This window comes from Parapusillimonas granuli (assembly GCF_013416525.1).
Classification (GTDB): domain Bacteria; phylum Pseudomonadota; class Gammaproteobacteria; order Burkholderiales; family Burkholderiaceae_B; genus Parapusillimonas; species Parapusillimonas granuli.
The window spans coordinates 250,116-275,301 of sequence record NZ_JACCEM010000003.1 but is presented as its reverse complement, the minus strand read 5'-3'; the positions used below and the strand labels follow the sequence as shown (position 1 = coordinate 275,301).

General features: G+C 65.1%; 26 protein-coding genes. 11 read left to right on the top strand and 15 right to left on the bottom strand.

Annotated features, from left to right (window positions below; genetic code table 11):
• Positions 1 to 36: 36 nt before the first annotated feature.
• Positions 37 to 1,389: an FAD-dependent oxidoreductase gene (locus tag H0A72_RS06550; protein ID WP_180154266.1), complete on the top strand. Its 1,353-nt coding sequence runs from the start codon at positions 37 to 39 to the stop codon at positions 1,387 to 1,389.
• Positions 1,390 to 1,394: 5 nt separating this feature from the next.
• Positions 1,395 to 2,081 carry a GntR family transcriptional regulator gene (locus tag H0A72_RS06545; protein ID WP_180154265.1) on the top strand — a complete coding sequence of 229 codons (687 nt, stop codon included), beginning with the start codon at positions 1,395 to 1,397 and terminating at the stop codon, positions 2,079 to 2,081.
• A gap of 18 nt (positions 2,082 to 2,099) precedes the next feature.
• Here H0A72_RS06545 and H0A72_RS06540 read toward each other — a convergent pair whose 3' ends face one another.
• Positions 2,100 to 3,023 carry a Bug family tripartite tricarboxylate transporter substrate binding protein gene (locus H0A72_RS06540; protein ID WP_180154473.1) on the bottom strand — a complete coding sequence of 308 codons (924 nt, stop codon included), beginning with the start codon at positions 3,021 to 3,023 and terminating at the stop codon, positions 2,100 to 2,102.
• Between the two features lie 79 nt (positions 3,024 to 3,102).
• Positions 3,103 to 3,966, bottom strand: a complete 864-nt coding sequence (locus H0A72_RS06535; protein WP_180154264.1) for a MurR/RpiR family transcriptional regulator — start codon at positions 3,964 to 3,966, stop codon at positions 3,103 to 3,105.
• A gap of 185 nt (positions 3,967 to 4,151) precedes the next feature.
• Here H0A72_RS06535 and H0A72_RS06530 point away from each other — a divergent pair, with 185 nt between their 5' ends.
• A complete protein-coding gene (locus H0A72_RS06530; protein ID WP_180154263.1) occupies positions 4,152 to 6,116 on the top strand; it encodes a bifunctional 5-dehydro-2-deoxygluconokinase/5-dehydro-2-deoxyphosphogluconate aldolase in 1,965 nt (654 codons plus the stop codon).
• Positions 6,117 to 6,126: 10 nt separating this feature from the next.
• Positions 6,127 to 6,939 carry a 5-deoxy-glucuronate isomerase gene (gene iolB, locus H0A72_RS06525; RefSeq protein ID WP_180154262.1) on the top strand — a complete coding sequence of 271 codons (813 nt, stop codon included), beginning with the start codon at positions 6,127 to 6,129 and terminating at the stop codon, positions 6,937 to 6,939.
• Here the strand turns inward: iolB and H0A72_RS06520 are convergent.
• From H0A72_RS06520 to H0A72_RS06485, 8 genes are read right to left on the bottom strand one after another with little or no spacing between them, the layout of a single operon-like run.
• Positions 6,936 to 7,796, bottom strand: coding sequence for a M90 family metallopeptidase (locus H0A72_RS06520; RefSeq protein WP_180154261.1), 861 nt, complete (start codon positions 7,794 to 7,796; stop codon positions 6,936 to 6,938). The genes iolB and H0A72_RS06520 overlap by 4 nt on opposite strands.
• Positions 7,797 to 7,851: 55 nt before the next feature.
• Positions 7,852 to 9,165, bottom strand: a complete 1,314-nt coding sequence (locus tag H0A72_RS06515) for a four-carbon acid sugar kinase family protein (protein ID WP_180154260.1) — start codon at positions 9,163 to 9,165, stop codon at positions 7,852 to 7,854.
• Between the two features lie 4 nt (positions 9,166 to 9,169).
• Complete coding sequence (locus H0A72_RS06510; RefSeq protein ID WP_180154259.1) at positions 9,170 to 10,438, bottom strand: ribulose-bisphosphate carboxylase large subunit family protein; 1,269 nt, start codon at positions 10,436 to 10,438, stop codon at positions 9,170 to 9,172.
• A gap of 27 nt (positions 10,439 to 10,465) precedes the next feature.
• Positions 10,466 to 11,005: a VOC family protein gene (locus H0A72_RS06505; RefSeq protein WP_180154258.1), complete on the bottom strand. Its 540-nt coding sequence runs from the start codon at positions 11,003 to 11,005 to the stop codon at positions 10,466 to 10,468.
• 17 nt (positions 11,006 to 11,022) lie between these two features.
• Complete coding sequence (locus H0A72_RS06500) at positions 11,023 to 11,820, bottom strand: transporter substrate-binding domain-containing protein (protein WP_180154257.1); 798 nt, start codon at positions 11,818 to 11,820, stop codon at positions 11,023 to 11,025.
• 27 nt (positions 11,821 to 11,847) lie between these two features.
• The gene (locus tag H0A72_RS06495; RefSeq protein ID WP_281389266.1) at positions 11,848 to 12,576 is read right to left on the bottom strand and encodes an amino acid ABC transporter ATP-binding protein; all 729 of its coding nucleotides are present in this window, start codon (positions 12,574 to 12,576) and stop codon (positions 11,848 to 11,850) included.
• Positions 12,577 to 12,592: 16 nt separating this feature from the next.
• Complete coding sequence (locus H0A72_RS06490) at positions 12,593 to 13,264, bottom strand: amino acid ABC transporter permease (RefSeq protein WP_180154255.1); 672 nt, start codon at positions 13,262 to 13,264, stop codon at positions 12,593 to 12,595.
• A gap of 3 nt (positions 13,265 to 13,267) precedes the next feature.
• On the bottom strand, positions 13,268 to 13,945 hold the full coding sequence (locus H0A72_RS06485; RefSeq protein WP_180154254.1) for an amino acid ABC transporter permease: 678 nt from the start codon (positions 13,943 to 13,945) through the stop codon (positions 13,268 to 13,270).
• A 354-nt stretch (positions 13,946 to 14,299) separates the two neighbouring features.
• Between H0A72_RS06485 and H0A72_RS06480 the strand changes: the two genes are divergently transcribed.
• From H0A72_RS06480 to H0A72_RS06460, 5 genes are all read left to right on the top strand, one after another.
• Positions 14,300 to 15,376 (top strand): substrate-binding domain-containing protein, encoded by a 1,077-nt coding sequence (locus H0A72_RS06480; protein ID WP_180154253.1) that lies wholly within the window; start codon positions 14,300 to 14,302, stop codon positions 15,374 to 15,376.
• 123 nt (positions 15,377 to 15,499) lie between these two features.
• Positions 15,500 to 15,928: a VOC family protein gene (locus H0A72_RS06475; protein WP_180154252.1), complete on the top strand. Its 429-nt coding sequence runs from the start codon at positions 15,500 to 15,502 to the stop codon at positions 15,926 to 15,928.
• 18 nt (positions 15,929 to 15,946) lie between these two features.
• Entirely contained in the window at positions 15,947 to 16,816 is an 870-nt protein-coding gene (locus H0A72_RS06470) for an alpha/beta hydrolase (protein ID WP_180154251.1), read from the top strand.
• Between the two features lie 106 nt (positions 16,817 to 16,922).
• The gene (locus tag H0A72_RS06465; protein WP_180154250.1) at positions 16,923 to 17,222 is read left to right on the top strand and encodes a type II toxin-antitoxin system RelB/DinJ family antitoxin; all 300 of its coding nucleotides are present in this window, start codon (positions 16,923 to 16,925) and stop codon (positions 17,220 to 17,222) included.
• Complete coding sequence (locus tag H0A72_RS06460; protein WP_180154249.1) at positions 17,209 to 17,523, top strand: type II toxin-antitoxin system mRNA interferase toxin, RelE/StbE family; 315 nt, start codon at positions 17,209 to 17,211, stop codon at positions 17,521 to 17,523. Before H0A72_RS06465 ends, H0A72_RS06460 begins: the two co-directional genes overlap by 14 nt.
• Here the strand turns inward: H0A72_RS06460 and H0A72_RS06455 are convergent.
• Positions 17,495 to 18,472 (bottom strand): tripartite tricarboxylate transporter substrate-binding protein, encoded by a 978-nt coding sequence (locus H0A72_RS06455; RefSeq protein WP_180154248.1) that lies wholly within the window; start codon positions 18,470 to 18,472, stop codon positions 17,495 to 17,497. The genes H0A72_RS06460 and H0A72_RS06455 overlap by 29 nt on opposite strands.
• 244 nt (positions 18,473 to 18,716) lie before the next feature.
• On the opposite strand from H0A72_RS06455, the gene H0A72_RS06450 reads away from it, so the two are divergent.
• Entirely contained in the window at positions 18,717 to 20,270 is a 1,554-nt protein-coding gene (locus tag H0A72_RS06450; RefSeq protein WP_180154247.1) for an AMP-binding protein, read from the top strand.
• Between the two features lie 40 nt (positions 20,271 to 20,310).
• Here the strand turns inward: H0A72_RS06450 and H0A72_RS06445 are convergent, their stop codons facing one another.
• The gene (locus tag H0A72_RS06445) at positions 20,311 to 21,219 is read right to left on the bottom strand and encodes a LysR family transcriptional regulator (RefSeq protein ID WP_180154246.1); all 909 of its coding nucleotides are present in this window, start codon (positions 21,217 to 21,219) and stop codon (positions 20,311 to 20,313) included.
• 100 nt (positions 21,220 to 21,319) lie between these two features.
• On the opposite strand from H0A72_RS06445, the gene H0A72_RS06440 reads away from it, so the two are divergent.
• Positions 21,320 to 22,483, top strand: coding sequence for an acyl-CoA dehydrogenase family protein (locus H0A72_RS06440; protein WP_180154245.1), 1,164 nt, complete (start codon positions 21,320 to 21,322; stop codon positions 22,481 to 22,483).
• A 45-nt stretch (positions 22,484 to 22,528) separates the two neighbouring features.
• On the opposite strand, the gene H0A72_RS06435 is transcribed toward H0A72_RS06440, so the two are convergent.
• The 3 genes from H0A72_RS06435 to H0A72_RS06425 are packed head-to-tail and all read right to left on the bottom strand — an operon-like array spanning position 22,529 to position 25,159.
• Entirely contained in the window at positions 22,529 to 23,380 is an 852-nt protein-coding gene (locus H0A72_RS06435) for an amidohydrolase family protein (RefSeq protein ID WP_180154244.1), read from the bottom strand.
• A complete protein-coding gene (locus tag H0A72_RS06430) occupies positions 23,370 to 24,191 on the bottom strand; it encodes an HpcH/HpaI aldolase family protein (RefSeq protein ID WP_180154243.1) in 822 nt (273 codons plus the stop codon). Before H0A72_RS06430 ends, H0A72_RS06435 begins: the two co-directional genes overlap by 11 nt.
• Positions 24,191 to 25,159: a Bug family tripartite tricarboxylate transporter substrate binding protein gene (locus H0A72_RS06425; RefSeq protein WP_180154242.1), complete on the bottom strand. Its 969-nt coding sequence runs from the start codon at positions 25,157 to 25,159 to the stop codon at positions 24,191 to 24,193. Before H0A72_RS06425 ends, H0A72_RS06430 begins: the two co-directional genes overlap by 1 nt.
• Positions 25,160 to 25,186: the final 27 nt, after the last annotated feature.

Genomic DNA, 25,186 nt, shown 5'->3' with positions numbered 1-25,186 from the left:
TACAAGTATACCACTCAATTCTTTTCGGAGGCAAAAATGGCGGAATTTTCGTGCGATGTGGCGGTGATCGGGGGCGGCGTGACAGGCGTTGCGGCGGCCATTGCGGCGGCCCGGCAGGGGGCGGACGTCATCCTGCTGGAGCCGCGCCCTTTCGTGGGCGGCAACGCCACCACGGGGCTCTGCCTGCACAACTTCATTTCCCGCTACGGCAAGCAGGTGGTGTTCGGGCTGGCGCAGGAAATCGTCGATGAATTGATCGAAATGGGCGGAGCCGTCGGCCACATCCCCTATGAAGGCTTCACCAGCGCCGTCACCCCCGTCGACGGCAACTACTTTCGCATCAAAGTCACCGAAATGCTTGCCCGGGCGGGCGTGCGCATACTCTATGGCGCGACGGTGGTCGAGGCTTCATGCCGGGGCCGGCGCATCGCAAGCCTGAAATTCGGCGCCAAGGGCGGCCTTCACACATTGACGTCGCCCAACGTCATCGACGCCACCGGCGACGGCGACATCGCCGCCATGGCCGGCGTTCCGTTCCGCAAGGGCGACGGCCCGCGGGAGCGCATGCAGCCCATTTCCATGATCATGCATTTTCACAACGTCGATACTCGCCGCATCGCCCGGGAACTTGGCGAGGTCAACCCCGCCATGGCCACCCGTCCGGAAGGCGGCGAGCCCATACCCGTGTATTTCAATGGTTCGTTTTCCAAATGGAATGACGAGATCATGAAAGAAGGCCTTTTTCCGAACAAGGACCGCCACGTCTTCTTCAATACCGTCTGGCCGGACCAGATCAACGTCAACACGTCGGCCGTGCTCGACCTGGACGGCACCGACCCCACCGCGCTGTCCAGGGCGACCGTCGAACTGACCGGGCAGTGCGCGCGCATCGCCGATTTCCTCAAGCGGCACGTCCCCGGCTTTGAAAACAGCTACTGCGTTCCGGCCGCCTTCCCCGGGGTGCGCGAATCGCGCAACATCCAGGGCCGGTATCAATTGACCGACGACGACGTGCTGGAAGGCCGCAAGTTCGACGACACGATCGGCCAGGTCTGTTTCCCGGTCGACATCCACGCGCCGGAAAGCAGCCAGGCGATCTTTCACCAGATCGGCGGGGACGGCGCCTTCGACATTCCATATCGTTGTATGCTCCCGGCTGAGTTCGACAACCTCATCGTGGCCGGGCGCTGCGTGTCGGCGACGCATGTGGCGCATGGCGCCACCCGCAACATGGCGCCCTGCCTGGTCATGGGCGAAGCGGCCGGGATAGCGGCCGCCATGTCTTCGGCCGCGAAGCAGGATGCCGCCGACCTCGACGTCAAAGGCCTGCAGGCCCGGCTGCTCGAAAATCGGGTCTACCTCGGCGAGGCCCATACAACGCAAGGATAATCGTCATGTCGTTCAGTGCTTCTTCTTTCAATCCGCTATGGCTCAGCGTGGTCGAACCGCTGCGCCGCCGCATCGTGGAAGGAGAAATACTGCCCGGCCAGCCGCTGTCGGAAAACCTGCTGGCGGCAGAGTTCGGCGTCAGCCGGACGCCGGTGCGCGAAGCATTGCGCATACTGATGGAAGAAGGCCTGGTGGAAATGCTGCCGGGCCGCAAGCTCAGGGTAGTGGTGCCCAAGCCGGCCGACATCCACGAGGTCTACGATATTCGCTGGATCATCGAATCGGAAGCCATACGCCGCCTCACGGCCCGGCCCGAAAGGGCCGCGAGGGTGTGCCGGCAGCTCGACGTCCATTGCAAGAACGGCGACGACGCGCTGCGCCGGCAGGACCGCAAAGGCCTGGCGCTCGCGAACGAGCACTTTCATGAAGAAATCGTCCTGGCGCTGGACAACCGGCGCCTGCATGCGCAGTTCCGCACTATCTACAACATCATTTCCCTATACCGGCACCAAACCCTGCAAAGCGAAAGCTGGGCGGCGAAAGGGCACGACGATCACGCCAGGCTGGTCGGCCTGATACGCCAGGGAGACACCGAAGGCGCGCTGGCGCTGCTGCGCAGCCACCTTGAACTTGCCGAGAACGTGCTGGCCCGGCGGTTTGCCGCAAGAGACCAGGCCCCGCACGAGGCCTGATCCCCTTCCGCAACGGCGTCAATCGAGCTTGATGCCCGCCTTGCGGATCACCTCGCCCCACAACTTGCCCTCGCTCTTGGCGAAAGCCTCGAATTCGGCGGGCTCCATGGGCATGGGCTGGATGCCTAGCGCGTCGAACTTCTTGGCGATGACCTCGCTCCTGAGCGCCGTGTTCAGCGCGGTGCTCAGTTTCCGCACGACGTTCTCGGGCGTGTTCTTGGGCGACACGAAGCCTTGCCAGGCGTAGGCTTCGAAGCCCTTGACGCCGAGTTCGTCGAAGGTGGGGACGTCGGGCAGCACGTGCAGGCGCTTGGGCGTGGCCACGGCCAGCACCCGGAGCTTGCCGGACTGGATCATCTGGATGGACGGCGGCAGATCGACGAACATGGAATCCACCTGCCCGCTCATGAGGTCTTGCAGCGCCGGCGCGGAGCCCTTGTAGGGCACGTGAAGCAGGTTCACGCCTTCACGCTGGTTGAACAATTCCAGCGCCACATGCAGGGGCGAACCGTGCCCCGACGAGGCCGAGGTCGTCTTGCCGGGCTGTTTGCGCACGATCTCCATGAACTCCTGCAGGTTCTTGGCCGGGAAATTCGGGTTCACGGCCAGCACCAGCGGCATGCGCCCCAGGCCGCCGATGAAGGTGAAGTCTTTCTCGGGGTCGTAGCTCAGTTCTGAATACAGGGCGGGGTTGAAGGCCAGAGTGCCGGAATCCACCGTGCCGAAGGTGTAGCCATCGGGCGTGGAGCGGGCGATCTGGGTGGCGCCGATGATGCTGGCCGCGCCGGGCTTGTTGTCGATGACGACGGTCTGGCCCAGCAGCGGGCCCATCTCGGCGGCGAGATGGCGCGCCATGACATCGGTCGTGCCGCCGGCGGCGTACGGGACGATCCAGCGCATGGTGCGATCGGGAAAGTCCGCCGCGGCCGCCGATGCGTGCATGATTGCGCTTGCCGACAGCACGAAAATCAGCTTGGAAAATATCTTCTTCACAGTTGTCTCCAATGAAAGTCTTGGGGTATCAAAAAATGGACTGTCCGTCGTCGGGCGGCAGCTTGGCGTGCCCCTCGAGACGATAGGCCAGGGCAATGAACAGGGCTTGGGCGAGGCAGATGGTGGAGGTCAGCGTCCTGAAGGCGAAAGCCGTCTGCTCGCGGGTGAACAGCTTGACGTCGGCCAGCGCGCAGATGGGCGCGAGCGGGGTATCGGTGATCAGCAGCGCCCTGGCGCCGCGCGCGCGGGCCTGCTCCAGGCAGTGGCGGGTTTCCGGCGCGTAGGGCGCGGCGCTGATGGCCAGCAAGGTGTCGCCGGCTTCCATGGCGCGCACCACGCGGGCGGGATCGCCGCCCACGCCGGAAACGAAATGGGCGCGCTTGTCCAGGTTCTGCAATGCGTAGGCGAGGTAGGACGCCACGGACAGCGACCGGCCCATCCCCACCACATAGATGTCGCGCGTCGCGGCCAGCAGGTCGACGGCTTGTTCGAAGGCCTGGGCGTCGAAATCGGCCGACAGTGAATCGAGGCCGGCCTTGCTGGCCTGGATGAATGAATGCGCCAGGGCGGCGCTGGAATCGGGCCGGCCTTTTGCCGCTTCCCGGCGTATGCGCTCCGCATAGGTCGCGGAAGAGGCGTCGTCGACCCGCAGGGAATCGCGGAACACCGCCTGCAGTTCGCTGTAGCCGGAAAACCCGAAACGCTGCGCGAAGCGCACGACGGCGGACGGATGCACGGAACACGCCGTGGCCACGTCCTGGACACGCTGGAACGCCACATCGGACTGATGGCATTCGAGGTAGACGGCGATGCGCTGCAATTGCTTGGAGAGGTCCTGAAACTGTTCAGCGACCGTCTCCAGGAACTTGCGCAGATCGGCATTCGGCTTCATTGGGGCCCCACCCTGGTGTTGATGACGGCACGCACGTCCTTGGTGCGCTCCATCGCATTGTATCGAGATTACAATAATAATTCTATTTTTTTATGAAATAGAAAAATATTTGAAAAATAGCGGGAAAGACCGTAAAGTAGTCCCGCATGCCGCCTTGCCGGCGCTCTTCTCTTGAATTCTTCGCCATGACTCACGCAAACCCAACCGGGCGCGACCGCCCTTTCGATCTGATCTGCCTGGGCCGGCTGGCCGTGGACCTGTATGCCCAGCAGGTGGGCGCCCGCCTCGAAGACGCCGCCAGCTTCGCCAAATACCTGGGCGGATCGTCCGGCAACATCGCCTTCGGTACGGCGCGCCTGGGCTTGCGCTCCTCGATGCTGACGCGCGTGGGAGACGACCACATGGGCAGCTTTCTGATCGAAACCCTGCAAAAAGAGGGGTGCGACACCAGCCACATCGCCGTCGATCCCGAGCGCCTGACCGCCCTGGTTCTATTGGGCATCAAGGACAGGGCAACCTTTCCGCTGATCTTCTACCGCGAAAACTGCGCGGACATGGCCGTCTCGCCCGAGGACTTCGACGAACCCTACATCGCCTCGGCCCGCGCGCTGCTCGTCACCGGCACCCATTTGTCCACGCCGGCGGTTCTCGAAACCAGCCTGGCCGCCCTGGGCCTGGCCCGCAAGAATCAGGTCAGGACGGTGCTGGACATCGACTACCGGCCCGTGCTGTGGGGCCTTACCGGGCAAGCCGACGGGGAAAACCGTTATGTGCCCAGCGCAAAGGTCTCGTCGGACCTGCAAAAAGTGCTGCCTCTCTTCGACTTGATCGTGGGCACCGAGGAAGAATTCATGATCGCCGGAGGCGCTCCGGACGTCCTGGCCTCTTTGCGCAAGGTGCGCTCGCTGACGGACGCGGTTCTCGTGCTGAAACGCGGCGAACTCGGCTGCAGCGTCTTCACGTCGGACATCCCGTCCGAGTTGCCCGCCCCCTACCCCACGTTCAAGGTCAGCGTTTTCAATGTGCTGGGCGCCGGCGACGCCTTCATGTCCGGATTGCTCAAAGGCTGGCTGGATGGAAAGCCCTGGGAGGAATCCTGCCGCATCGCCAATGCCTGCGGCGCCCTGGTCGTCTCGCGCCACGGATGCGCCCCGGCCATGCCGACGCTTGCCGAACTCGATTACTTCTTCAACGAGGCCGACCTGGCCCGGCCGCTCGAACACGATCGCAAGCTGCAGCGGCTGCATCGCTGCAGCGCCGCACAGAAGCAATGGAAAGACCTCGCGGTCTTCGCGTTCGACCACCGCAGCCAGATGATCGACCTGGCCCGGCATTGCGGGGCGGATCCGGCGCGCATACCGGAACTGAAGCGGCTTTTCGTGGAAGCGGTGAGCCAGACGGAACAAAGCCTGCGCCATGGGGGGCGGTCCGACGTCGACGTCGGCATACTGGCGGACGAGCGCTACGGGCAAGACGCGCTGAACGCCGCGACCGGCAGAGGCTGGTGGATAGGCCGCCCCGTGGAACTGCCGGGGTCGTTGCCCCTGCGATTCGAATATGGGCGCAGCGTGGGAAGCAACCTGCTTTCGTGGCCCAGGGAACACATCGTCAAATGCCTGGTCGCCTACGACACGGAGCACCCGGCGGACATCCGGGACGAACAGGAAGCCCAGGTGCAGAGCCTGTTCGAAGCCGCCCAGGCCAGCGGCCACGACCTGCTGCTCGAGGTCATCCCGCCCGCCGATGCGCGCAGCGACCCGGACACCCAGGTCCTGCGCGCCATCGAGCGCCTTTATGCGCTGGGCATACAGCCCGAATGGTGGAAGATCGGCGCGTTGCGCGAGCGGAGCAGCTGGCATCGCCTCGACGCCTTGATCCAGGAAAATGACGCCTACTGCAAAGGCGTGGTGCTCCTGGGCCTGGCCGCCCCGCTGGAGGAGGTCGCCGCCGGGTTCGGCCTGGCGGCGTCCAGCCGCAGCTGCAAGGGCTTCACCGTCGGGCGCAGCATTTTCCATGGGCCCAGCGAAGACTGGCTGGCCGGCCGGATCGACGACCGCGAGCTGCTGCGGCGCGTGCGCGGCAATTTCGAAACACTGATCGCGGCCTGGACCTCGGCGCGCCGCCAAGCCGTCCGCCAAGCCGCCGCATAAGGAAACCGTCATGACCACACTTAAAGTTCCGGCAAGCCCCGGCGCCCTGATCACCGACATCCCCCTGGGAACGGGCGGGCTGCGCTATGTCGGCTTTTCCGCGCACCGCTTGGCGGAAAACGAGACGCTCGCGCTGGCCAGCGGCGATGACGAGCTGTGCGTCGTCATCCTGGCCGGCAAAGCGTCGGCGCAGGCCGGCGGCGCGGGCGGCGACATGCAATGGGCGGCGGTGGGCGAGCGCGCAAGCGTGTTCGAGGAAAAGTCGCCCCATGCCTTCTATCTGCCCGCGCATTCCACTCTCGCCCTCACCGGCCTGGAGGCGGCCGAGATCGCCGTGGCCCGCGCGCCCGGCGGCCCTCGGGCGCTGCCGACGAGGCTGATCGACCCCGCAAGCATGAAGCGGTCCGTGCGCGGCTCCGGCAGCAATACCCGCTATGTCTGCGACATCCTTCCCGAAACCGAGCCGGCAAACAGCCTGCTGGTGGTCGAGGTGATCACGCCCCCCGGCAACTCATCGAGCTATCCGCCGCACAAGCACGATTCGAACGCCATCCCCCGGGAAAGCCAGCTGGAGGAAACCTACTACCATCGGTTGAATCCGCCGCAGGGCTTCGCCTTCCAGCGGGTGTATACGGACGAGCGCGATCTGGACGAAACGCTGTGCGTGGAGGACCATGACGTCGTCAAAGTGCCGCGCGGCTACCATCCGGTGGTGGTGCCGCACGGGTACACCTCGTATTATCTGAACGTGATGGCGGGCCCCGTCCGCGCGTGGCATTTCCATAATGATCCGCGGCACGAATGGATGCTGCGGAAGGGTTAGAGCCTGTCGACGTTGACGGGCCCCAGCAGCCGCCTCAGCGGATCCTGCCGGTAATAGGCCTGCAACAACCCATACCAGCCCGGAAAAGCCTTCGCCAACGGCAAGGGATCCACGAAGAAGGCCTCCGAACTGACGGCGAAGAACTCCGCCGGATCGGTCGCCGCGTAAGGGTCCAGCGGCAAAGAGCCATACCAGGGGTCGGCCTCCTCCGACTCCGGGTCGACATCCCGCGGAATCGCGTCCTCGACCTCCGTCACCATCCGCTCGAAGCGCTCGAAAGTGGACGTCAGGACGCCGCGCCATTGCCGCGTCCTGAGCTGCGGATGCGCGTCCAGCACGGGGATGCCGTCGGCTTCCCCGCCGTACAGGTCCAGCTTGTGCGCGAACTCATGGATGACCACGTTCGCCGCCTGCGGCATGCCGGGGCAGCTGTCTTCCCAGGACAGAATCACCGGCCCGCCGTCCCAGGCCTCGCCGGCCGCCTCCTGGATGTATTCATGGACCACCCCGCTGTCGTCGACCTCGGTGCGCGGGATGAGGAAGCCGCCGGGATATACGATGATCTCGGTCCAGCCTTCGTAAAGCACCGGGTCCAGTTCCAGAATGGGCAGCGCGGCCTGGATGGCGATGGACAGCATGATGTCGTCATCCAGCACCATGCCCTGGGCGCCGCTGAACGACTTGCTGGCCAGCAGCCATGCCGCGCGCGCGCGCAAGGCTTCGTCCTCGCGGTCGTCCAGGCCGTCCAGGAAGGCCAGGCTGGTTCGCGCGCGCCGCCAGCCGAGCGGTGAAATACGGGTGAGCGTTTCCGCCACCCGTGAAGGCCGGGCGCCCCGCCCGGCGAGCCATCTGAACATGCCTTGAACCCGTGAAAAGCGAACAATCCTGTGTGAGCCAGGACATTGTATCGGTTCAGCCGGGCGCCAGCAGCTTCTCGAATATCGACGGCGACCCCATCTGCCCCCCTTTGAGCATGATCTCCACGCCGTCCAGGCCGGGATCGTCGGCATGCACGCGGCACAGCGCCACCCCCGGATCCAGCTGCCCCAGATAGGACAGCCCCCAGCCATCCAGCGCTTTCACGGCATAGCTGGAGGTGTCCCCCCCCGCCACGCCCACGCGCCGGGGCCGGCCGGCTTCCAGGACCCGCGCGATGAACGCCGCGCAGGCTTTGGCCAGATCGGCGGCGGACGTGACGGCCTCGGACGCTTCGTCGGTCAGGTAGGCCAGCACATTGGCGCCCCCGGACAATGCGGAGGCAATGCGGGCAAGCGCGGCGCCGTCTCCTTCGCCCCGCATGAGGATCCGGGGCGACAAGGGAATGCGCTCATAGGAGTTCGCGGCTTGTATCTGCCTGGCCGTCAGCGGCGAGCGGCTGCCGGAAAACACGAAGACGGGCGTCGTCGCCGCCGGCAGCGCGGCGGGGCGGGCCCGGGAAGACGTATCGGTTTCCCCCGACGCGCGCCAATGCGCGATCAGCGCCTGAGCCACGCTGCTGGGCCCCGCCGCCAGGACCGTCCGGCCGGCGGCGCGCCGCCAGATCGCCCGCCCCACCGAAGCCAGCTGGCCCGCCTGCGCCACGTCGAACAGTACGCCGTCGGGCTGTGCCGCGGCCTCGTCGTCCAGGATGCGGTCGAAGGCCTGCGCCGGCAGATCGTAGCTCGGGTATGGAATCAGGCCCAGCCTCGGCAGCCCTTGGCGCGCCAGGTGCAGGCGCAGATCGGCCTCATGCATGGGCGTGACGGGGTGGCGGCTCATGGTGGGGTGGCGGTCCAGCCGATAGACTTCCCCGCCCGACTGGAAGGCGGCGAACAGATTGCCGAACACGCAGTACCTGCCCAGGCTGGGCTGGCCGCCCACGATGGGCACGAAAGAAGAGACGTCCAGCCGCCGGCGCAGGCTGCGCAACGCAACGCCTATGCTGCCGATATCGGGCGAGCTGTCGAAGGTGGAGCAGGTCTTGTAATGGATGACCGGCGCGCCAAGGCCCGCGAAGAATCTTCCGACCGGCTCCAGCTCGGCCTCTTGCTCGGCGGCGCCCATCGAGCGCGACGCCCCCGCGATGCCCAGGCAATCCAGGAGGCCGGCGCAAGCCAATTGGGCGGGCGTGGGCGGCCCCATGAAGAGCACCGTCTTCAGCCCCGCGCTCGCCAGCGTCGCCAGGGTGTCCGTGGCGCCGGTGAAGTCATCGCCGTAGAACGCGAACCTGAGATCGGATCCGGCCATGGGCTCAACGCGATCCGAAGAATTCGAGCGCGCGGCGCAACTCTTGCGCGTCGCGGGCGTAGTCGGGCAGGCTGATGCCCGCCCGCGCGGCCGCCCAGGCCTGGCGCAGGCTGGCGACGCCGGCCTCGGGCCCGTCCGGGTGGGCCAATATGCCGCCGCCGGACATGAACAGCAGGTCGTCGGTCCGGACGGCGCCGTAAGTGGCCGGCACGGTGCCCGCCCATTGCCCCGACGAGAATGCCGGCAGGACCTGGTCGTCCAGCCCCGGCGCGAGCGGCGCGAGGCAATCGCGCGCCGACTCCACGACCTCGTCGTCGCTCTGTGAGAACTTGCCCTGCAAGCCGTGCACGTGCATGTGGTCCACCCCCGCCAGGCGCCATAGCAGTTGGTAGGCCTGGAACGATATGCCCAGTTGCGGATGCCGCGACAGGGCGCCATAGCCGTTGCGATGCCCATGCAGGGCCAGCGGGGTGGCGCGGCGCAAGGTCTGCACGGCGGAATACCCGCAGGCGTTCAGGCTGGCCATGACGCAGTTGCCCCCCTCCCGCTCCACCAGCTCGGCGTGGCGCAGCATGGCCTCCGTTTCATCGGTGATGTTGAAGGCCATCATGACGACCTTGCCCGTGCGCTGCCGGTGGTCCCGGATCACCCTCATCACGGCGGGCACGCGCTCCGCCAGCGGAGCATGGACGGGATTCGCGCAGACCTCGTCGTCCTTGATGAAATCGACCCCGGCCTTGCACAGCCTGTCGACCAGCGCCGCCGTCTGCCCGGCGGACAGGCCCACGTTGGGCTTGATGATGGTGCCCACCAGCGGCCCGGCGGCGACACCCGTTGCCCGGCGCGTCCCCGCGATGCCCGCCCGCGGCATGTCGAAACGCTTGCGGTAGCCGGGGGTGATGCGCAAGGCCTCGAGCCGCAACCCCGTGGTCTCGCCCAGGTCATACAGGTTGCCGGCGACGGTGGAGGCAAGGGTGGGAAGGTTGGCGCCGACGTTGTCGGCCGGAAAAGAGATCCGGACCCGCGCGCGCCGCCAGGGGCCCGCCCGCCCCTGGCGTTCGAGCCAGGCATTGGGCAATGAAGGGCGGTCGACCGCTTCGAGCTCGTCCACGCCTTCCACGACTGCGCGGGCGCGCTCTCGCAGTTCGTCGGTCTCGCCCTGGACCCGGGTAAAGGTCCCGCAGGATTGCTCGCCGGCCATGACGTCGGCCACGCGCTCCGGATCCAGCGGAGTTTCAATCAGGTAAGTCGCTTGGAAACGATCGGCGGACATGGGGCACCTTCGATGCTTGGGGTTGAATCACAGAGTCTTCAGGTCCGGAAACCGGCGGACGGGTTCGCTGCCGTCCCAGCCTTGCGACTCGGACCGGATCAGGTCGAAGAGCCTGCCTTTCGGCCCCGCGACTTCCGACAGCTCGATGACCGTGCCCGGGTGATACTCGGTATCGAAATAGACGAAGCGCCCGCGCTCGCCCACCTCGCCGCTCATGACGGGCTTGAAGCCCTGCCCCAGCAGCCTTTCCATGTCGGCGTCGTACTGTTCGGTCCAGTAGGCCACGTGCTGCAGCCCGGTATTGCCGGCCTGCAGGAAGTCGCGGTACATGGACGGCACGTCGTTGCGGCATTGGATCAGCTCCACCTGCACGAAGCCCGAATTGGCCAGCGCCACCGAGTTATGGGGTTCGTAGCGCTCGCCCCGGTACCGGTAGTTTTCGATGGGAACCCTGGGGTTGTAGTACCAGGGCCCCACGCCGAGGCTGCGGCTCCAGTAGTCCATCGCAGCCTCGATATCGTTGACGACATATCCCAATTGGCGAATTTCACCAAAAAACTTGCTCATTCCCGCTCCCGCAGATACTAGTTGGCGCCGCTGATGATTTCGTCCGGAATCGGCACACCGGCATACTTCAGATGGATTTCATTCAGCTTCCCGTTCTTCAGGTTGGTGCGTATCCAGCCATTCACCCATTCCTTGAGCGCCGGTTCGTTCTTGCGCATGGCGATGCCCAGGCGATACGACTGAATGACGAACTTGACTTCGAATTCGCGGGCCGGATTGCGCTTGCCGATGGCGTGGATGATGGGCGGCGTGATGGCCACGATATCGGTCTGCCCGGTGGCCGCGGCGGTGATCGAGGCCGCTTCGTCGTCGAAACGGACCACCTTGGCGCCCGGCGCGCCTTCCGACACCAGCTTGTCTTGCGGCCCGCCGCGCGTGACCGCCACCGCCTTGCCGTTCAGGTCGTCCATGCCCTTGATCGCCAGGCTCTTGGGCGCGCCGACCGCGGCCTGGATCGCGCCGTAGGGGATGGAAAAGTCGACGGCCTTGGCGCGTTCCGGCGTGATGGACAACGACGAGATGATCAGGTCGGCCTTGTTCGACAAAAGATTGGGAATGCGGGCCGAATTGGTCGTCTGGACGATTTCCAGCTCGACGCCCAGGTCCTTGGCGAGCAGTTTCGCCGCCTCGACGTCCGACCCCACCGGCTGCATCTTTTCGTCGATGTAGCCGTAGAACGGCGCGCCCAGGTCGATGCCCACCCGTATCTTGTTGGCCGCGCGGATGTCGGACAGGGCGTCCGCCGAGGCGGCGCCGGAAAAGACGCCCAGGCAGGCCGCCATGGCGGTGAAATACAGTGCTTTCTTCAGTTTCATAGTTGTCTCCGTGGATGACGGGGGGGATCAAAGCCCGTACGCCATGAATTCCTTCAGCTCGGGCGTTTGCGGGTTCTTCAGCATGGATCCGGGCCCCGTCTCCCAGACCTTGCCTTCGTGCATGAAAATAATGGTGTCGGCCACCCTTGCGGCGAACTCCATTTCGTGGGTGACCAGGACCATGGTCATGCCCTCGGAGGCGAGCTGTTCGATGACGCGCAGAACCTCGCCCGTGAGCTGCGGGTCGAGCGCCGAGGTCACCTCGTCGAACAGCATGACCTTGGGCTCCATGGCGAGGGACCGCGCGATCGCCACCCGCTGCTGCTGCCCGCCGGACAGCTGCTCCGGATAGGCCTGGGCCTTGTCCAGCAGGCCGACCTGGCTGAGCGTGCGATGGCTCAGCTCCCGGGCCTCGTCCTTGCTTTTCTTCTTGACCGCGCGCGGCGCGAGCATCACGTTCTGCTCGACCGTGAGATGCGGAAAGAGGTTGTAGCTCTGGAACACGATGCCGACGTCCATGCGCAGCCGCCGCAATTCGATTCCCGGGTCGCTGACCCGATGGCCGCAGACCTCGATATGGCCTTTGTCTATGATTTCGAGGCGATCGATGCAGCGCAGCGCGGTGCTCTTTCCGGAGCCGCTCTTGCCGATGATCGCCACGACCTGGCCCTTGGGCACCGAAAAGGACACGCCCTTCAGGACGGCGTTGGAGCCGAAGCTTTTATGGACATCGTTGAGTTCGACCACGATCGACATTTCTTTTCCTTTCATGTCATGTGCTGGGCTGCGGACGCGCGCCGTACTGCAGGCGCCCTTCGAGCTTCCGGCTCCAGGCGGACAGCGGATAGCACATCGCAAAATAAATGGCGGCGATGAGGAGATAGATCAGGAAAGGCTGGAAAATCGAGTTGTTGATCAGCTGCCCCGCCCGGACGAGTTCGACGAAACCGACGATGGAAGCCAGCGACGTGTTCTTCACGATCTGCACCATGAACCCGACCGTGGGCGGCGTTGCGATCCGCACGGCCTGCGGCAGTATGACCAGGCGCAGGCGCTGCACCCGCGTGAGCGCCAGGCATTCCGCGGCCTCCCATTGGGTCTTGGCCACGGACTCGATGCAGCCCCGCCATATCTCGCCCAGGTAGGCGCTGACATACACGATCATCGATACGCTGGCGGCGGTCAGGCCCGACAGCTTCAACCCTGCGATGCTCAGGCCGAAATACGATACGAAGAGCAATACCAGCAAGGGCGTGCCTTGTATGATCTGCACATAGGCATACGACACCCAGCGCAAGGGCCGCAGCGGGCTGATGCGGCACAGCGCGACCAGGCCGCCCGCCAGGCCGCCGCCCAGGAAGGAGATCAAGGACAGGCACACCGTCCAGACCGCGCCGTTCAGCAGGAAATAAAGATGCTCCAGGGAAAATCCGCCGGCTACCATGGCTTACCTCGCAAGCTTGCGCCGCCGCGCGAACACCATCTGCCCGAACGCCCACAATGCGATGCGCATGAGCAGGGACAGCGCCAGATAAGCCACCGCCACCAGGATGTACGCCTCGAAGGGCCGGAAGGTGTCCGCCTGGACCCGGCTGGCGATGGCGGTCAGTTCTTCGACCGATATTTGCGAAGCGATGGACGACGCCAGCATCAGCAGCACGAACTGGCTGGTGAGCGCCGGATAGACTTTTTCCATGGCGGGCCACAGGACGACGTGCCAATACACTTGCGCCTTGCTGAGGCCCAGGCATTCCGCCGCTTCGATCTGCCCCTCGTTGATGGAATCCATGCCGGCGCGGACGATTTCGCAGGTGTAGGCGGCCACGTTGATGATCAGGGACACGAGCGCCGCCCCGAAGGCGGACACCTTCCAGCCCAGGCTGGCCAGCCCGAAGAACACCAGGAAGATCTGGACCAGCAGCGGCGTGTTCCGGATGATCTCGACATAGGCGCCGCAAGCCTTGGACAGCCACCGGCGCGGGCTGCGCCGGCCAATGGCGCACAGTATGCCCAGGCACAAGCCCGCCAAGGTGGCTGGAAAAGAAAGCTGTATGGTGATCCAGGCCCCTTCTAGGAACTGCGGCCATTCCGCCACCACACTGGAAAAGTCGAACTCGTAGATCATCGCGCGCCGCCCGGCATGGCCACAAAGAACCCTGCGCCCCGAACCCGGCCGACCGATGCGCCACGCTTGCCGGCGGCTGTCGTCATGTTGTCTCCCTGCCCATGCGTTTTTCATTGACTTGTAGGGGCATGGTAGCTGCGGCGCCGGGAATTTGTCCAGCAAGAAAAATGATGGTTTTTGATGTTTATATTGGAAGAGCCCAGGCCATATCTCGAAGTGACAACTGGATAATTCTCTGAGATACTGAATGCGCGAGGAATGCAGTGATTTGTTTTGATGTAAATAAATTATCAATCATCGTGTGCCGGCCGGCGTGTGGGCGGAGCCGGCCGACTCTTTCCAACGGTTCTCACTGTGCCAACAAGCAATACGAATAGAACAGGCGACGGGCGCGGCGCGTCCAGGCTCAGGCGCGCGGGCATCGCCGACGTCGCGGCGCGTTCCGGGGTCTCGACCGCCACGGTCGATCGCGTGCTGAACCATCGTCCGGGGGTCAGGCCGGCCACGATCCAGACCGTGCTCAAGGCCGCCGCCGACCTGGGCTATCTGCCGCAGAACGACCTGTACAAGGCCTTGCGCCCCCAGCCCATGCGGCTGACCTTCCTGTTGCCCGCCGGCACCAATCGCTTCCTGAACATGCTGGGCGATTACGTCGAGATCGCGCGCGAGCAACTGGAACCGTTCAACGTCCAGTGCCGCTGCCGCTACATAGAAGGCTTCAACCCCCAGGCCCTGGTCGACAGCCTGCTGCGCGAAGGCAAACGGGCCGACGGCATTGCGTTCATGGCGCTGGAACACCCTCTGGTGCGCGAAGCCGTCAATACGCTGGCCGAGAAAAACGTGCACACGCTGACGCTCATCTCCGACTTGTCCAGCTCGCGCCGCGCGGCCTACGTCGGGCTGGACAACCGGGCCGCGGGCCGCAGCGCCGGCCTGCTGCTCGGCCGCTTCATCGGCCCGCGCCCCGGCAAAGTCGCGATGATCGCCGGCAGCCGCCACTACCGCGGCCACGAAGAGCGCGAAATGGGTTTCCAGCACATACTGGAGGAGAAATTCCCTGCGCTGCAGGTCGTGGGCCTGCGCGAAGGCCACGACGACGCGGAAACCAACTACCGGCAAACTCGGCAGCTGCTGGACCAGTACCGCGACCTGGTCGGCATCTACAACATAGGGGGCGCGTCGGACGGCGTCGCGCGGGCGTTGAAGGAGGCCGGGCGCGACCAAAGCACCGTGTTCATCGGCCACGGCCTGACGCCCGACACCCGCGCGCTGCTGGTGGACGGATCGCTGGACGCGATCCTGAACCAGAACATGCATTCCACCGTGCTGAACAGCGTGCGCATCTTCGCGAACCTGCGCGAAGGGCGCGAAGCCATGGCGGGCGTCGAGCCCATGCAGATCAGCATCGTGCTCAGCGAGAACCTGCCCTGAATCCGGCCTTGCCCGGCGCGTCGGCTGTGCGCGGCGAGCGTTTGAGTTTGATACAAACGCAGCCGAAAAACCGGCGCCGATTGAAGTATCCTGACAGCCTGATCACTCGAAGAGAGGCACTCGATGGAAGCTCAGGCACTGCACCGCGGACGGCTGATCGACCACATCCAGTTGGTCGTCAAAGACCTGGCCAAAAGCCAGGCCTTCTATGAATCGATCATCGGCGTCCTGCGCATCCCCATGGGCGGCGCAGGCGACGGCTACTTCTGGGTGGACGAACTCTTCGTCAGCGCCGTCGACAGCCCCGCCGCGCAAGGCCACCTGACCGGCCGGCATCATCTCGCCTTCCAGGCCGACAGCACGGAAATGGTCGACGCCTTCCATCGCGCCGCGCTGGAAAGCGGCGGCACCGACAACGGCGCGCCGGGCTATCGCGAATACCATCCCGGCTACTACGCCGCTTTCGTCCTGGATCCCGACGGCAACAACATCGAAGCCGTCTATCACGGCCCCGCCCGGCGCAGCGCGGCATCGGTCGAAATACGCTTCTGACGCTCATGGGATTGCGCCATGCGACCGAGCCGCCACGCACTCCTCGCCGCCATCATGGCCTTGCTGCTCGCGGCGGGCGCAGCGGCCTACGTCTGGCTGGACCGCTGGCAGCGCGGCGCGATTTTTTCGATCGAACTCGGCGAAGCCCGCTGGGCGCGCGAACCCCTGGCCGGCACCGAAATCTTCGACCTGCCGCTGGCCGCCGGCCAGACCGTGCGCGCCTGGTACCTGCCCGGGCCCGCAGCCGACGCGCCCACCGTGCTGTACCTGCATGGATCCCGCTGGAACCTGAACAGCAGCGTCTTTCGCATGGAACGCTGGGCCGACATGGGATATTCGATGCTGGCCATCGATTATCGTGGCTTCGGCGAATCGACCCCGCTGCTTCCGTCGCAGGCCAGCGCCGTGCAGGACGCCCGGATCGCGCTGCGTGAACTGGCACGCCGCCAGCCGGACCCCGCACGCCGCTTCGTCTACGGGCACAGCCTGGGCGGCGCGGTGGCCGTGGCGCTGGCCGCCGATGCGGAGCCGGACAGCTTCGCCGGGCTGATACTCGAATCCACCTTCACCAGCATCCGCGACATGATCGCCGCCAGCCGATGGCGCGACATCCCCGGCCTGCATTGGATCATCACCCAGCCTTTCGACTCGCTGTCGAGCATCCGCCGGGTACGCCAGCCTATCCTGTTCATACACGGCACCGCCGACAGCGTGGTGCCCCCCGCCATGAGCGACGCCCTGTATGAAGCCGCCGGCCAGCGCGAAGGCGGCAGGCAGGCGCTGGCCAAGATCGAGGCCGCGTCGCACTCGGGCGCCAGCCGCAGCCCGGAATACGCTGAAGCGGTGCGGGAGTTCATTGGCGGGGTCATGCGGCACCGAGAAGGCTAGCGTGCTGTTTGGCACGTGCGCAGGACGCCGCATGGACGGCAGCTCTTGCGCGTATCTCGTTTGAGATACACAATGGAAGCCAAAACCCACTTCAGGAGAAACGACGATGGCCGCTCAGTCATCTATGCTGCACGTTCGTGTAGACGCCAAGCTCAAGGCCGACGCCGCCGAGAAACTGGCCAATTTCGGTTTATCCGTCTCGGATGCCGTACGCATCCTGCTGACCCGCGTGGCCAAGGAAGGCGGCCTGCCCGCAGGCCTGACTCTCGATCCGGAGGCGCACGACGCATGGTTCGCTGCGAAGGTTCGCGACGCGTTGGCAAACACTCAACCGGACATACCGCATCGGCAGGTTATGGACGAAGCGCAGGCACTGATAGAGCGAAAGCGCCGTGCCAGAACTTGAATGGACCGAACTGGCCCGCGCCGACCTGCTGGCGATTGTCGATTACATCTCCGACGACAACCCGGATGCCGCGCAACGTCTAAAAGACGACATAGAGGCCAAGACCGCAAAGCTGTCCGAATACCCCAAGCTTTACCGCCCTGGCCGTATCCTCGGAACACGGGAACTGGTCGTGTGGGCAAACTACGTCATTGTGTACTCAGAAGACCCTTTCGTTGTGCGTATCTTGCGAGTGCTCCATGCCGCGCAACAATGGCCGCCGGCCGCAGCGGTCAGTTCTTCAAACCCAGCTTCGCAATGATCGGCCCGTATCGCCGCGCCTCGTCATCGATGCGGGCCTTCAGATCCGCCGACGCGCCTTGCAGCGGCGTGAACGACAGCTCCTCCAGGCGTTTGCTGACCTGGGGATCGTTGATCGCGGCACTCACCGCTTTGGCCAGGCGATCCACGATCGCCTGGGGCGTGCCTTTCGGCACGGCGATGCCCGCCCAGCTGCCGCTGCTGAAGCCTTGGTGGCCCAGTTCGGATATGGTGGGCACGTCGGGAAGCGACGGGGCGCGGCTTTCGCCGGTCACGGCAAGGGCGCGGATTTTCCCCGACTGGATGAACGGCAGCGCCGGCGCCACGGCCACGATGCCCAGCTGCACCTGCCCGCTGGCCAGGTCGTTCAAGGCATTGCTGCCGCCGCGATAGGGAATATGCGTGGCGGGAAAATCGAAGAGCTCCCGGATTTCCTCGAAGGTCAGATGCATGGACGTGCCCACGCCGGGCGTCGCATAGTTGATCCGATCCGGATGCGCCTTGGCGTAGTTCACCAAGTCCTTGAAATCCTTCACGGGCAGGCTGTTGTTCATCAGCACCACATGGGGCGCAATGCTGATGGGCGCGACGGGGATGAAGCTGCCCACGGGGTCATAGGCGAGGTTGCTGGTCAGCTCCTTGGCAATCGCAAGGTTGCCGCCGTACTGAAGCAGCGTGTATCCATCGGGCTTCGCGTTGGCGACCTTGGCGCCTCCCACGTTGCCCCCGCCGCCGCTGACGTTCTCGACGATGATTTCCTGGCCCAGGTTTTTACTCATCGAAGATGCGACCAAGCGCCCCAGGAAATCGAATTGCCCTCCCGCGCTGAACGGCACGACCAGGGTGATGGGGCGGGCCGGATATTCCGCCTGCGCCGCAGCCTGGGAGGATATGGCCGCCACGGACACGGCCGCGGCGGCGAGACGGATGATGAACATTAGGGGCTTCACTGGAATCTCCTGTCATATGGAATTCTTTCGTCGGCGTATGCGGGTGACACCGAGTGGAGACTTTATAGCCCGCCGCTTCCAGCGGGCCGATTACCCAAGCGGTGGATGCGATAACTCAAAAGCATGAGCCCGCCCCCTTTCCATCCGCCCATGACGCAGCGTTATAGAAAGCGACCGGCCCGTTATACAGCAAACGCGCCCAGCCATTCACCATAGGGCTTCCTTTACTGCGAGGTCTATGTTCATGAATCAGGGACGTTTCATCAGTCGCGCCGCCCGTTACTGGGCCGACAAGCCGGCGATCATCTTCGGTCAACACCGCATCAGTTTCCAGGCGCTCGAGGCGCGGTCGAACCGCTTGGCGAATGCCCTGCTGGGCATGGGCCTGAATACCGGGGACCGTGTCGCCATCCAGGCATGGAACCGGCCGGAGATCATCGAACTCGAGTGCGCCTTGTACAAGGCCGGCCTGGTCAGGGTCGGGCTGAACGCGCGGCTTTCTTCCGCCGAATTGTGCGACACCGTCAACAACGCCGAGGCGCGGATCCTGCTGGTCGACGAGTCGCACCGGGATGCCGCCATGGCGCTTGCCCAAGACATGCCCAGCCTGGAGGCCATACTGTCCATCGGCGGCGGCTTCGGCCGGGAGAGCGAATACGAGGCGCTGCTCGGCAAGGCGTCCGACGCCCCCGTGGACCGGGACATGCGGGCCGACGACCTGGCCGTGCTGCATTTCACCTCCGGGTCCACGGGCAAGCTCAAGGCTGCGATGCAGACCGTGGGAAACCGCCTCGCCTCCCTGCGCAAGGTGGCCATGGGCAGGATGCGGGCGGATCCCGGCGAAGTCCTGGCCCTGGCCGGGCCGATCACGCACGCCAGCGGAATGTTCATGCAGCCCTTCCTGTTTCAGGGCGGCACCATCCTGCTGCACGAGCGTTTCGAGCCGGACGCCTTTCTGGCCTCCATACAAGAGCATCGCGCCGCATTCACCTTCATGGTGCCGACGATGGTGAACATGGTGGTGGCCCTGCCGTCCCTGAGGAAATATGACCTTGGCTCGCTGCGCCAGCTTTCCTACGGGGGCGCCCCGATGGCGCCGGCCCGCGTCCGCGAGGCCTGGCACGCCCTCGGCCCCATACTGTGCCAAGGCTACGGCGCGGGCGAAACGACCGGCGGCATGATCATGCTCACCTCGCAAGACCACCGCGCCGCGATCGAAGGCCGCCCGGAACGCCTGATGTCCTGCGGGCGCGCCTTCGGCGAAACGGAAGTGGTGCTGCGCGACGACGAAGGCCGGCCCGTGCCCCCGGGGGAAGTCGGCGAGATCACGGTGCGGGGTCCGGACGTCTTCGCCGGGTACTGGCGCGAGCCGGAGCTGAGCAAGCAGGCCTTGCGTGCCGGGTGGTGCCATACCGGCGACCTGGCCCGCATGGACGACGAAGGCTATATCTATATCGTCGACCGCAAGAAAGACATGATCATTTCCGGCGGCTTCAACGTCTATCCCACCGAGGTCGAGCAGGCGCTGTACCAGCACCCGGCCGTCTATGAAGCCTGCGTCTTCGGCATCCCCGACGAAATATGGGGCGAATCCGTGAAAGCGGCCGTCGTGCTCAAGCCCGGCGCCCAGGCGGACGAAGCCGGCCTGGCCGCCCACTGCAAAGCCCTGCTGGCCGACTTCAAGAAGCCGCGCTCCATCGACATTCTCGGCGAGCTGCCCAAGAACGCCAATGGAAAGATATCCCGCAAGGCCTTGAAGGATCCTTACTGGGCGGGACATGAGCGCATGGTCGTCTGATTCCGATGCGCCGGCGGGCGGGAGCGCGCGCCGGCGCCCATCAGCGGGTGGCGGGAGAACCCAGCGGCTTGTGCTCGCGCAGCAGCTCGATGAACCTCAGGACCAGCGGCGACAGGTAGGCGCCCTTCCGGGTCGTGATGCCGACCACCCGCTTCCATCGGGCCTCGTCCAGGGGAATCGCCCGCAAGCCCTTGCTTTCCGGACGGTTCAGCCAGGACTCGGTGGCCACCGTGAGCAGATCGGTGCTGTAGACCATGCGGATCAGCGCCGTGCTGGACGAATTGGATTCCACCACCACATTGGGCGCGGCCAGGCCGTGCTCGATGAAACGCGCGTCCACCCAGCGGCGCGCCACGATCTGGTCGCGCGGCAGAATCCACGAAGCGCCCTCCAGGCAGGCAAACCGCAGCTTGGGGTGAAAAAACAGGGGGTGGCCTTCCCGCGCCACGATGTACAGATCGTCCTGGAACAGCGGCTCCTGCTCGAATTCGTCGTACTGCAGGGCATGCTGGCCGCTGATGCAAAGGTCCAGATCGCCCAGCCTCAGGGCCGAGAACAGGTAATCGTTCAAGCCCATGGAAACCTGCACGCGCGCCGCCGGCCTTTGGCGCAGCAGCGACTCGAAGGTACGCGCGAAGTAATCGGTATAGATCGACGGCACGCCGACCCGAAGCAGCCCTATGGTTCCAAAATGCAGGTCCTGAGCCTCGCGCACGGCCTCATCCAGCGCCAGCTGGACCTGGTTCGCCCGATCGAAGAACGCCCGGCCCACCGCCGTCAGCACCATGCCTTTCGGCGTGCGCTCGAACAGTTGCAAACCCAGTTCGCGCTCCAGTCTTTGTATGCCTTTGGTGAGCGCCGGCTGGGTCTGCCCCAACCGTTCGGACGCGCGCCCCATGTGGCCGGTATCGGCCACCGCAAGAAAGTAATTCAAGTCCTCGAGCCGCATTGCATTCCCCTGGGTTATTGAAATCCGCCACGGAATAATCCTGATCGCTGCGCGGCGGTGGCAACATTGCCTTTCGATCATAGAAGGAATGGATTCCACCATGCACGCCCCTCAAACGACACCGCCGCTGAATCAGATTCGAGCCGTTCTGCAGCGCTATCTTACCGAAGAGCTCATTCCCTACGAACGCGCCAACGGCTTCACCTACGAGGACCGGTTCTCGAAGGAGACGGTAAGGCAAATATGGCGTCGCTCGCGCGAACTGGGGCTTTATGGCCTGCAAGTGCCGTCCGAACTGGGCGGCATGGGCATGTCGGTCGAGGATCTTTGCGTGCTGAAGGACGACGCGGCCGCCTCGGGCGCCATCCTCTTTCCGCATGTGCTGGGCGACTGGGGCGGGCCGTCGCGCATCGGCAGCCTGGTGAAGCACGCCACGGCCGACCAGATGGAGCGCTTCATCCTGCCCGTCATCCGCGGCGAAAAAGGCACGTGCTTCGCCATGACGGAACCGCAGTCGGGATCGGACGCGGGCAGCATCGGCACGCGCGCGGTCGCCGACGGAGACGACTACGTCATCAATGGCTGCAAACACTATATCAGCGCATCCCCCTTCGCCGATTTTGCGATCGTCATGTGCGTGACCGACCCGGACAAGGGAACGGACGGGATCTCGGCGATCCTGGTGGAGCTGGACCGCCCCGGCGTCACCCTGAGCTATGACTGCCTGCCCATGACCGGACAGCATGTGGATGCGGACATCCATTTCGACAACGTGCGCGTGCCCCGGTCCAATCTCCTGGGCGAGGAAGGCCGGGGGTTCAAGACGGCCATGGGCCGGATCAGCGTGAACCGCCTGCTGCATTGCCCGACCATGATCGGGCTTGCGCGCCAAGCCTACGGCATGGCCATAGACTATGCCGGCAAGCGCCGGCAATTCGGCGGGCCGATCAGCCGCTTCCAGGCCATCCAGCACATGCTCGCCGACATGGCGACGGGCCTGTACGCCTGCACCAGCATGGTGGCCGCCGCGGCGCGCCAGGCGGATGCGGGGCGAGACATCCGCAAAGAGGCGTCGATGTGCAAGCTTTTCGTGTCCGAAAAATGCTTCGAGATCGCGGACAAGGCCATGCAGATCCATGGCAATGTGGGCGTCACCAAGAACCATCCCGTCGAATTCATCTTCCGGCGCCTGCGGCTCTACCGCATCGTCACCGGCACCAGCGAGATCCAGCGCAACACCATCGCGAAAGCCATCCTGTCCTGAGGCCGCGCCCCGAGCAGCCAGCCCGGAAGGGCCGGCGCTTTTCCTTCAGAATCGATACAGCCGCGCCGGGTTGTCCGACAGAATCCTTTGGCGCATGGCGGGATCCGGCACCCATGCGCCCAGCAGATTGAACAGCTCGACGGAGCTGTTTTCGCCGAAGGACAGATGCGGGTAGTCGCTGCCCCAGATCAGGCGATCGGGCGCGGCGTCCAGCGCCGCATGCACCATGGGCGCCACGTCGCTGAACCCCGGCGCGGTCGAGATGCGGTAGATGCCGGTGATCTTCAGATAGCAGTTGCCGTTCCGCGCCAGGTCGAGCACCTGCCGGAAGCCCGCCGCATCGGCGCCGTCGCGCGCCTTTTGCATCCCCAGGTGGGCAATCGAATACGGCAGGCGCAAGGCGCGCAGCACGGGCAGCAGCTCTATCGTCAGCCAGTCGGGCAACAGGAAGTCCAGGTGCCAGCCGAGTTCGGCGCAGCGCGCGGCCAAGCGCTCGATGCGGGGCGCCAGGGTGGCGCCGAAGCCCGGCTGCGCCGGCATGATGGGGCGGACGTTGATGCGGACACCGCACACGCCCGTCGCGTCCAGCGCGCCCAGCGTGGCGTCGGATTCGTTTTCATCGACGTCGACGATGCCCCGGCACGGCAGCGCCATCTGCTTCATCGCGTCGAGCATGCAGCGGTTGTCTCGCCCATAGGCGCTGGGCTGCACGAACACGAACCGGGTCAGGCCCAGGCGGCGGGCCAGCTCCAGGTAGTCTTCGAGCGGCGCATGCGGAGGATCGTAGCGCAGCTCGGTGCCGTAGCCATATTGGCCGGCGGGGCCGAATACATGGAAATGGCTGTCGCAGGCTTTGGGCGGCGCAGTGAAAGCCGGCTTGCCATCGCTATCGTGCATCGTTCGCTTCCTTGTCGAGTTCCGCGGCCGCCCGGCGCAATTGTTCGGCGTCCTTGCCGGCCGCCTGCATCAGGTAGGTGACGTCGCTGCCGGCGATGATCATGCGCGCGCCCATCGCGAACAGGTCGCTTTGCAGCGCCAGGTCGGATCGTATGCCCCCGATCCCGAGAAACTTGCCATGCTCGCGACAGGCGTTCGCGGCCTGCGCGTATGCCTCGCGCAGGCGGGGGTGCCTCAGCTGGCCGGGTATGCCCATTTCCGTGCAAAGATCATTGGACCCGATCAGCAGCATGTCTATGCCCGGCACCGCCGCGATGGCGCTTGCGTTGGCGATGCCCTCGGGCGTTTCGAGCATGGCGATCAGCAGGGATTCGCGGTTGCCCGTCTCGATCACTTCCGCCAGCGGCCTGGAGGCGTATGCAAGGGCGGGCCCGCTGCCCATGACGGAGCGATGGCCCAGCGGCGGATACTTGGAAGCCGCCACCAGCGCGCGCGCCTGTTCCGCCGTCGAGACGTGCGGCACGATGACGCCCTGCGCGCCGCCGTCCAGGGCGCGCGAGACATGCTGTGCGGCATGGTCCGGAACCCGGACCAAAGGCGTGATGCCGCAGCCCAGGGCGGCGATGCATATGGACGAAACGGCGTCGAATTCGATGGGGCTGTGCTCCATGTCGAGATAGATGCTGTCGAACCCGCAGGCCGCCGCCATCGGAGCGATGTCGGGCGTGCGCGCCTGCCTGATCCCCATGCAGAGCACCAGGCCCCCTTCCCGCATGGTTCTTGAAATGCGATTCTGTTCCCAAGCCATCATCAATCCACCTTCACATTCGCTCGCTTGATGACATCCGCCCAGAGCGCGGTTTCCGCCGCGACGCGCTGAGTGAATTCCCGCCTGCCCGTGGCCTCGGGCGCCACGCCCGCCCCTTCGAACACCTTGCGCAATTCCGCCGACTGCGTGGCTTTGACGATGCCGCCCTGAAGCTTTTCCAGGATGGCATCCGGCACGCCCGCGGGCGCCATGACCCCGAACCAGTACATGACCCCGTAGTCGGGATAGCCGGCCTCCGCGAACGTGGGAACCTCCGGAAACATGGGATGGCGCTTCTTGCCGCTCAAGGCGAGGCCTTGCACGCGCTTGTCCTTGATGTACTGGACGGTGGACCCGACGCTGCCGATGGCGATGTCGACGCGCCCCGCGACCACGTCCAGCATGGCGGCGGCGATGCCTTTGTAGGGTACGTGCACCAGCTTGGCGCCGGCATCCAGCAGGAAGGCCTCCATGGCCAGATGCGCCGACGATCCCAGGCCGCCCGACCCGAAGGTCATCGATTCAGGCTGGGCTTTGGCGGCGGCGATCACCGACTTCAAGTCTTTTGCGGGCAAAGCCGTGCTTCCCACCAGAACCGCCGGCGCCTCGGCAAGCTGGGCGACTTGGACGATGTCCTTCTTGGGGTCGTAGGGCAATGTCTTGTAGAGCGCCGCGGACACGGCGAATGAGTTGTCGGTCACCATGAAGGTGTAGCCGTCCGCCGCCGCCTTGGCCACGACGTCGGTGCCGATGGTGCTCCCGGCGCCGCCCCGGTTCTCCACCACGAATTGCTGGCCGAACTGGGTGCTGAGTTCGCGGCTCATGGCCCGCGCCGCCGTATCGGTGAACGAACCGGCGGTGAACGGAACGATGATGCGCACCGGGTGCTCCGGCCAGCTCGTTCCCGATTGCGCGTAAGCCTGGACGGAACAGGTCAGAATGGCCAGAGCGGCGGCCAGCTTCTTGTACATGGAATTCTCCTCTGAAAATAATCCAAC

Excerpts from the sequence above, each read along its gene's own strand:
- H0A72_RS06550 (WP_180154266.1), top strand. The coding sequence starts at position 37 with ATGGCGGAATTTTCGTGCGATGTGGCGGTGATCGGGGGCGGCGTGACA.
- H0A72_RS06545 (WP_180154265.1), top strand. The coding sequence starts at position 1,395 with ATGTCGTTCAGTGCTTCTTCTTTCAATCCGCTATGGCTCAGCGTGGTC.
- H0A72_RS06540 (WP_180154473.1), bottom strand. The coding sequence starts at position 3,023 with ATGCACGCATCGGCGGCCGCGGCGGACTTTCCCGATCGCACCATGCGC.
- H0A72_RS06535 (WP_180154264.1), bottom strand. The coding sequence starts at position 3,966 with ATGAAGCCGAATGCCGATCTGCGCAAGTTCCTGGAGACGGTCGCTGAA.
- H0A72_RS06530 (WP_180154263.1), top strand. The coding sequence starts at position 4,152 with ATGACTCACGCAAACCCAACCGGGCGCGACCGCCCTTTCGATCTGATC.
- iolB (WP_180154262.1), top strand. The coding sequence starts at position 6,127 with ATGACCACACTTAAAGTTCCGGCAAGCCCCGGCGCCCTGATCACCGAC.
- H0A72_RS06520 (WP_180154261.1), bottom strand. The coding sequence starts at position 7,796 with ATGTTCAGATGGCTCGCCGGGCGGGGCGCCCGGCCTTCACGGGTGGCG.
- H0A72_RS06515 (WP_180154260.1), bottom strand. The coding sequence starts at position 9,165 with ATGGCCGGATCCGATCTCAGGTTCGCGTTCTACGGCGATGACTTCACC.
- H0A72_RS06510 (WP_180154259.1), bottom strand. The coding sequence starts at position 10,438 with ATGTCCGCCGATCGTTTCCAAGCGACTTACCTGATTGAAACTCCGCTG.
- H0A72_RS06505 (WP_180154258.1), bottom strand. The coding sequence starts at position 11,005 with ATGAGCAAGTTTTTTGGTGAAATTCGCCAATTGGGATATGTCGTCAAC.
- H0A72_RS06500 (WP_180154257.1), bottom strand. The coding sequence starts at position 11,820 with ATGAAACTGAAGAAAGCACTGTATTTCACCGCCATGGCGGCCTGCCTG.
- H0A72_RS06495 (WP_281389266.1), bottom strand. The coding sequence starts at position 12,576 with ATGTCGATCGTGGTCGAACTCAACGATGTCCATAAAAGCTTCGGCTCC.
- H0A72_RS06490 (WP_180154255.1), bottom strand. The coding sequence starts at position 13,264 with ATGGTAGCCGGCGGATTTTCCCTGGAGCATCTTTATTTCCTGCTGAAC.
- H0A72_RS06485 (WP_180154254.1), bottom strand. The coding sequence starts at position 13,945 with ATGATCTACGAGTTCGACTTTTCCAGTGTGGTGGCGGAATGGCCGCAG.
- H0A72_RS06475 (WP_180154252.1), top strand. The coding sequence starts at position 15,500 with ATGGAAGCTCAGGCACTGCACCGCGGACGGCTGATCGACCACATCCAG.
- H0A72_RS06470 (WP_180154251.1), top strand. The coding sequence starts at position 15,947 with ATGCGACCGAGCCGCCACGCACTCCTCGCCGCCATCATGGCCTTGCTG.
- H0A72_RS06465 (WP_180154250.1), top strand. The coding sequence starts at position 16,923 with ATGGCCGCTCAGTCATCTATGCTGCACGTTCGTGTAGACGCCAAGCTC.
- H0A72_RS06450 (WP_180154247.1), top strand. The coding sequence starts at position 18,717 with ATGAATCAGGGACGTTTCATCAGTCGCGCCGCCCGTTACTGGGCCGAC.
- H0A72_RS06445 (WP_180154246.1), bottom strand. The coding sequence starts at position 21,219 with ATGCGGCTCGAGGACTTGAATTACTTTCTTGCGGTGGCCGATACCGGC.
- H0A72_RS06440 (WP_180154245.1), top strand. The coding sequence starts at position 21,320 with ATGCACGCCCCTCAAACGACACCGCCGCTGAATCAGATTCGAGCCGTT.
- H0A72_RS06435 (WP_180154244.1), bottom strand. The coding sequence starts at position 23,380 with ATGCACGATAGCGATGGCAAGCCGGCTTTCACTGCGCCGCCCAAAGCC.
- H0A72_RS06430 (WP_180154243.1), bottom strand. The coding sequence starts at position 24,191 with ATGATGGCTTGGGAACAGAATCGCATTTCAAGAACCATGCGGGAAGGG.
- H0A72_RS06425 (WP_180154242.1), bottom strand. The coding sequence starts at position 25,159 with ATGTACAAGAAGCTGGCCGCCGCTCTGGCCATTCTGACCTGTTCCGTC.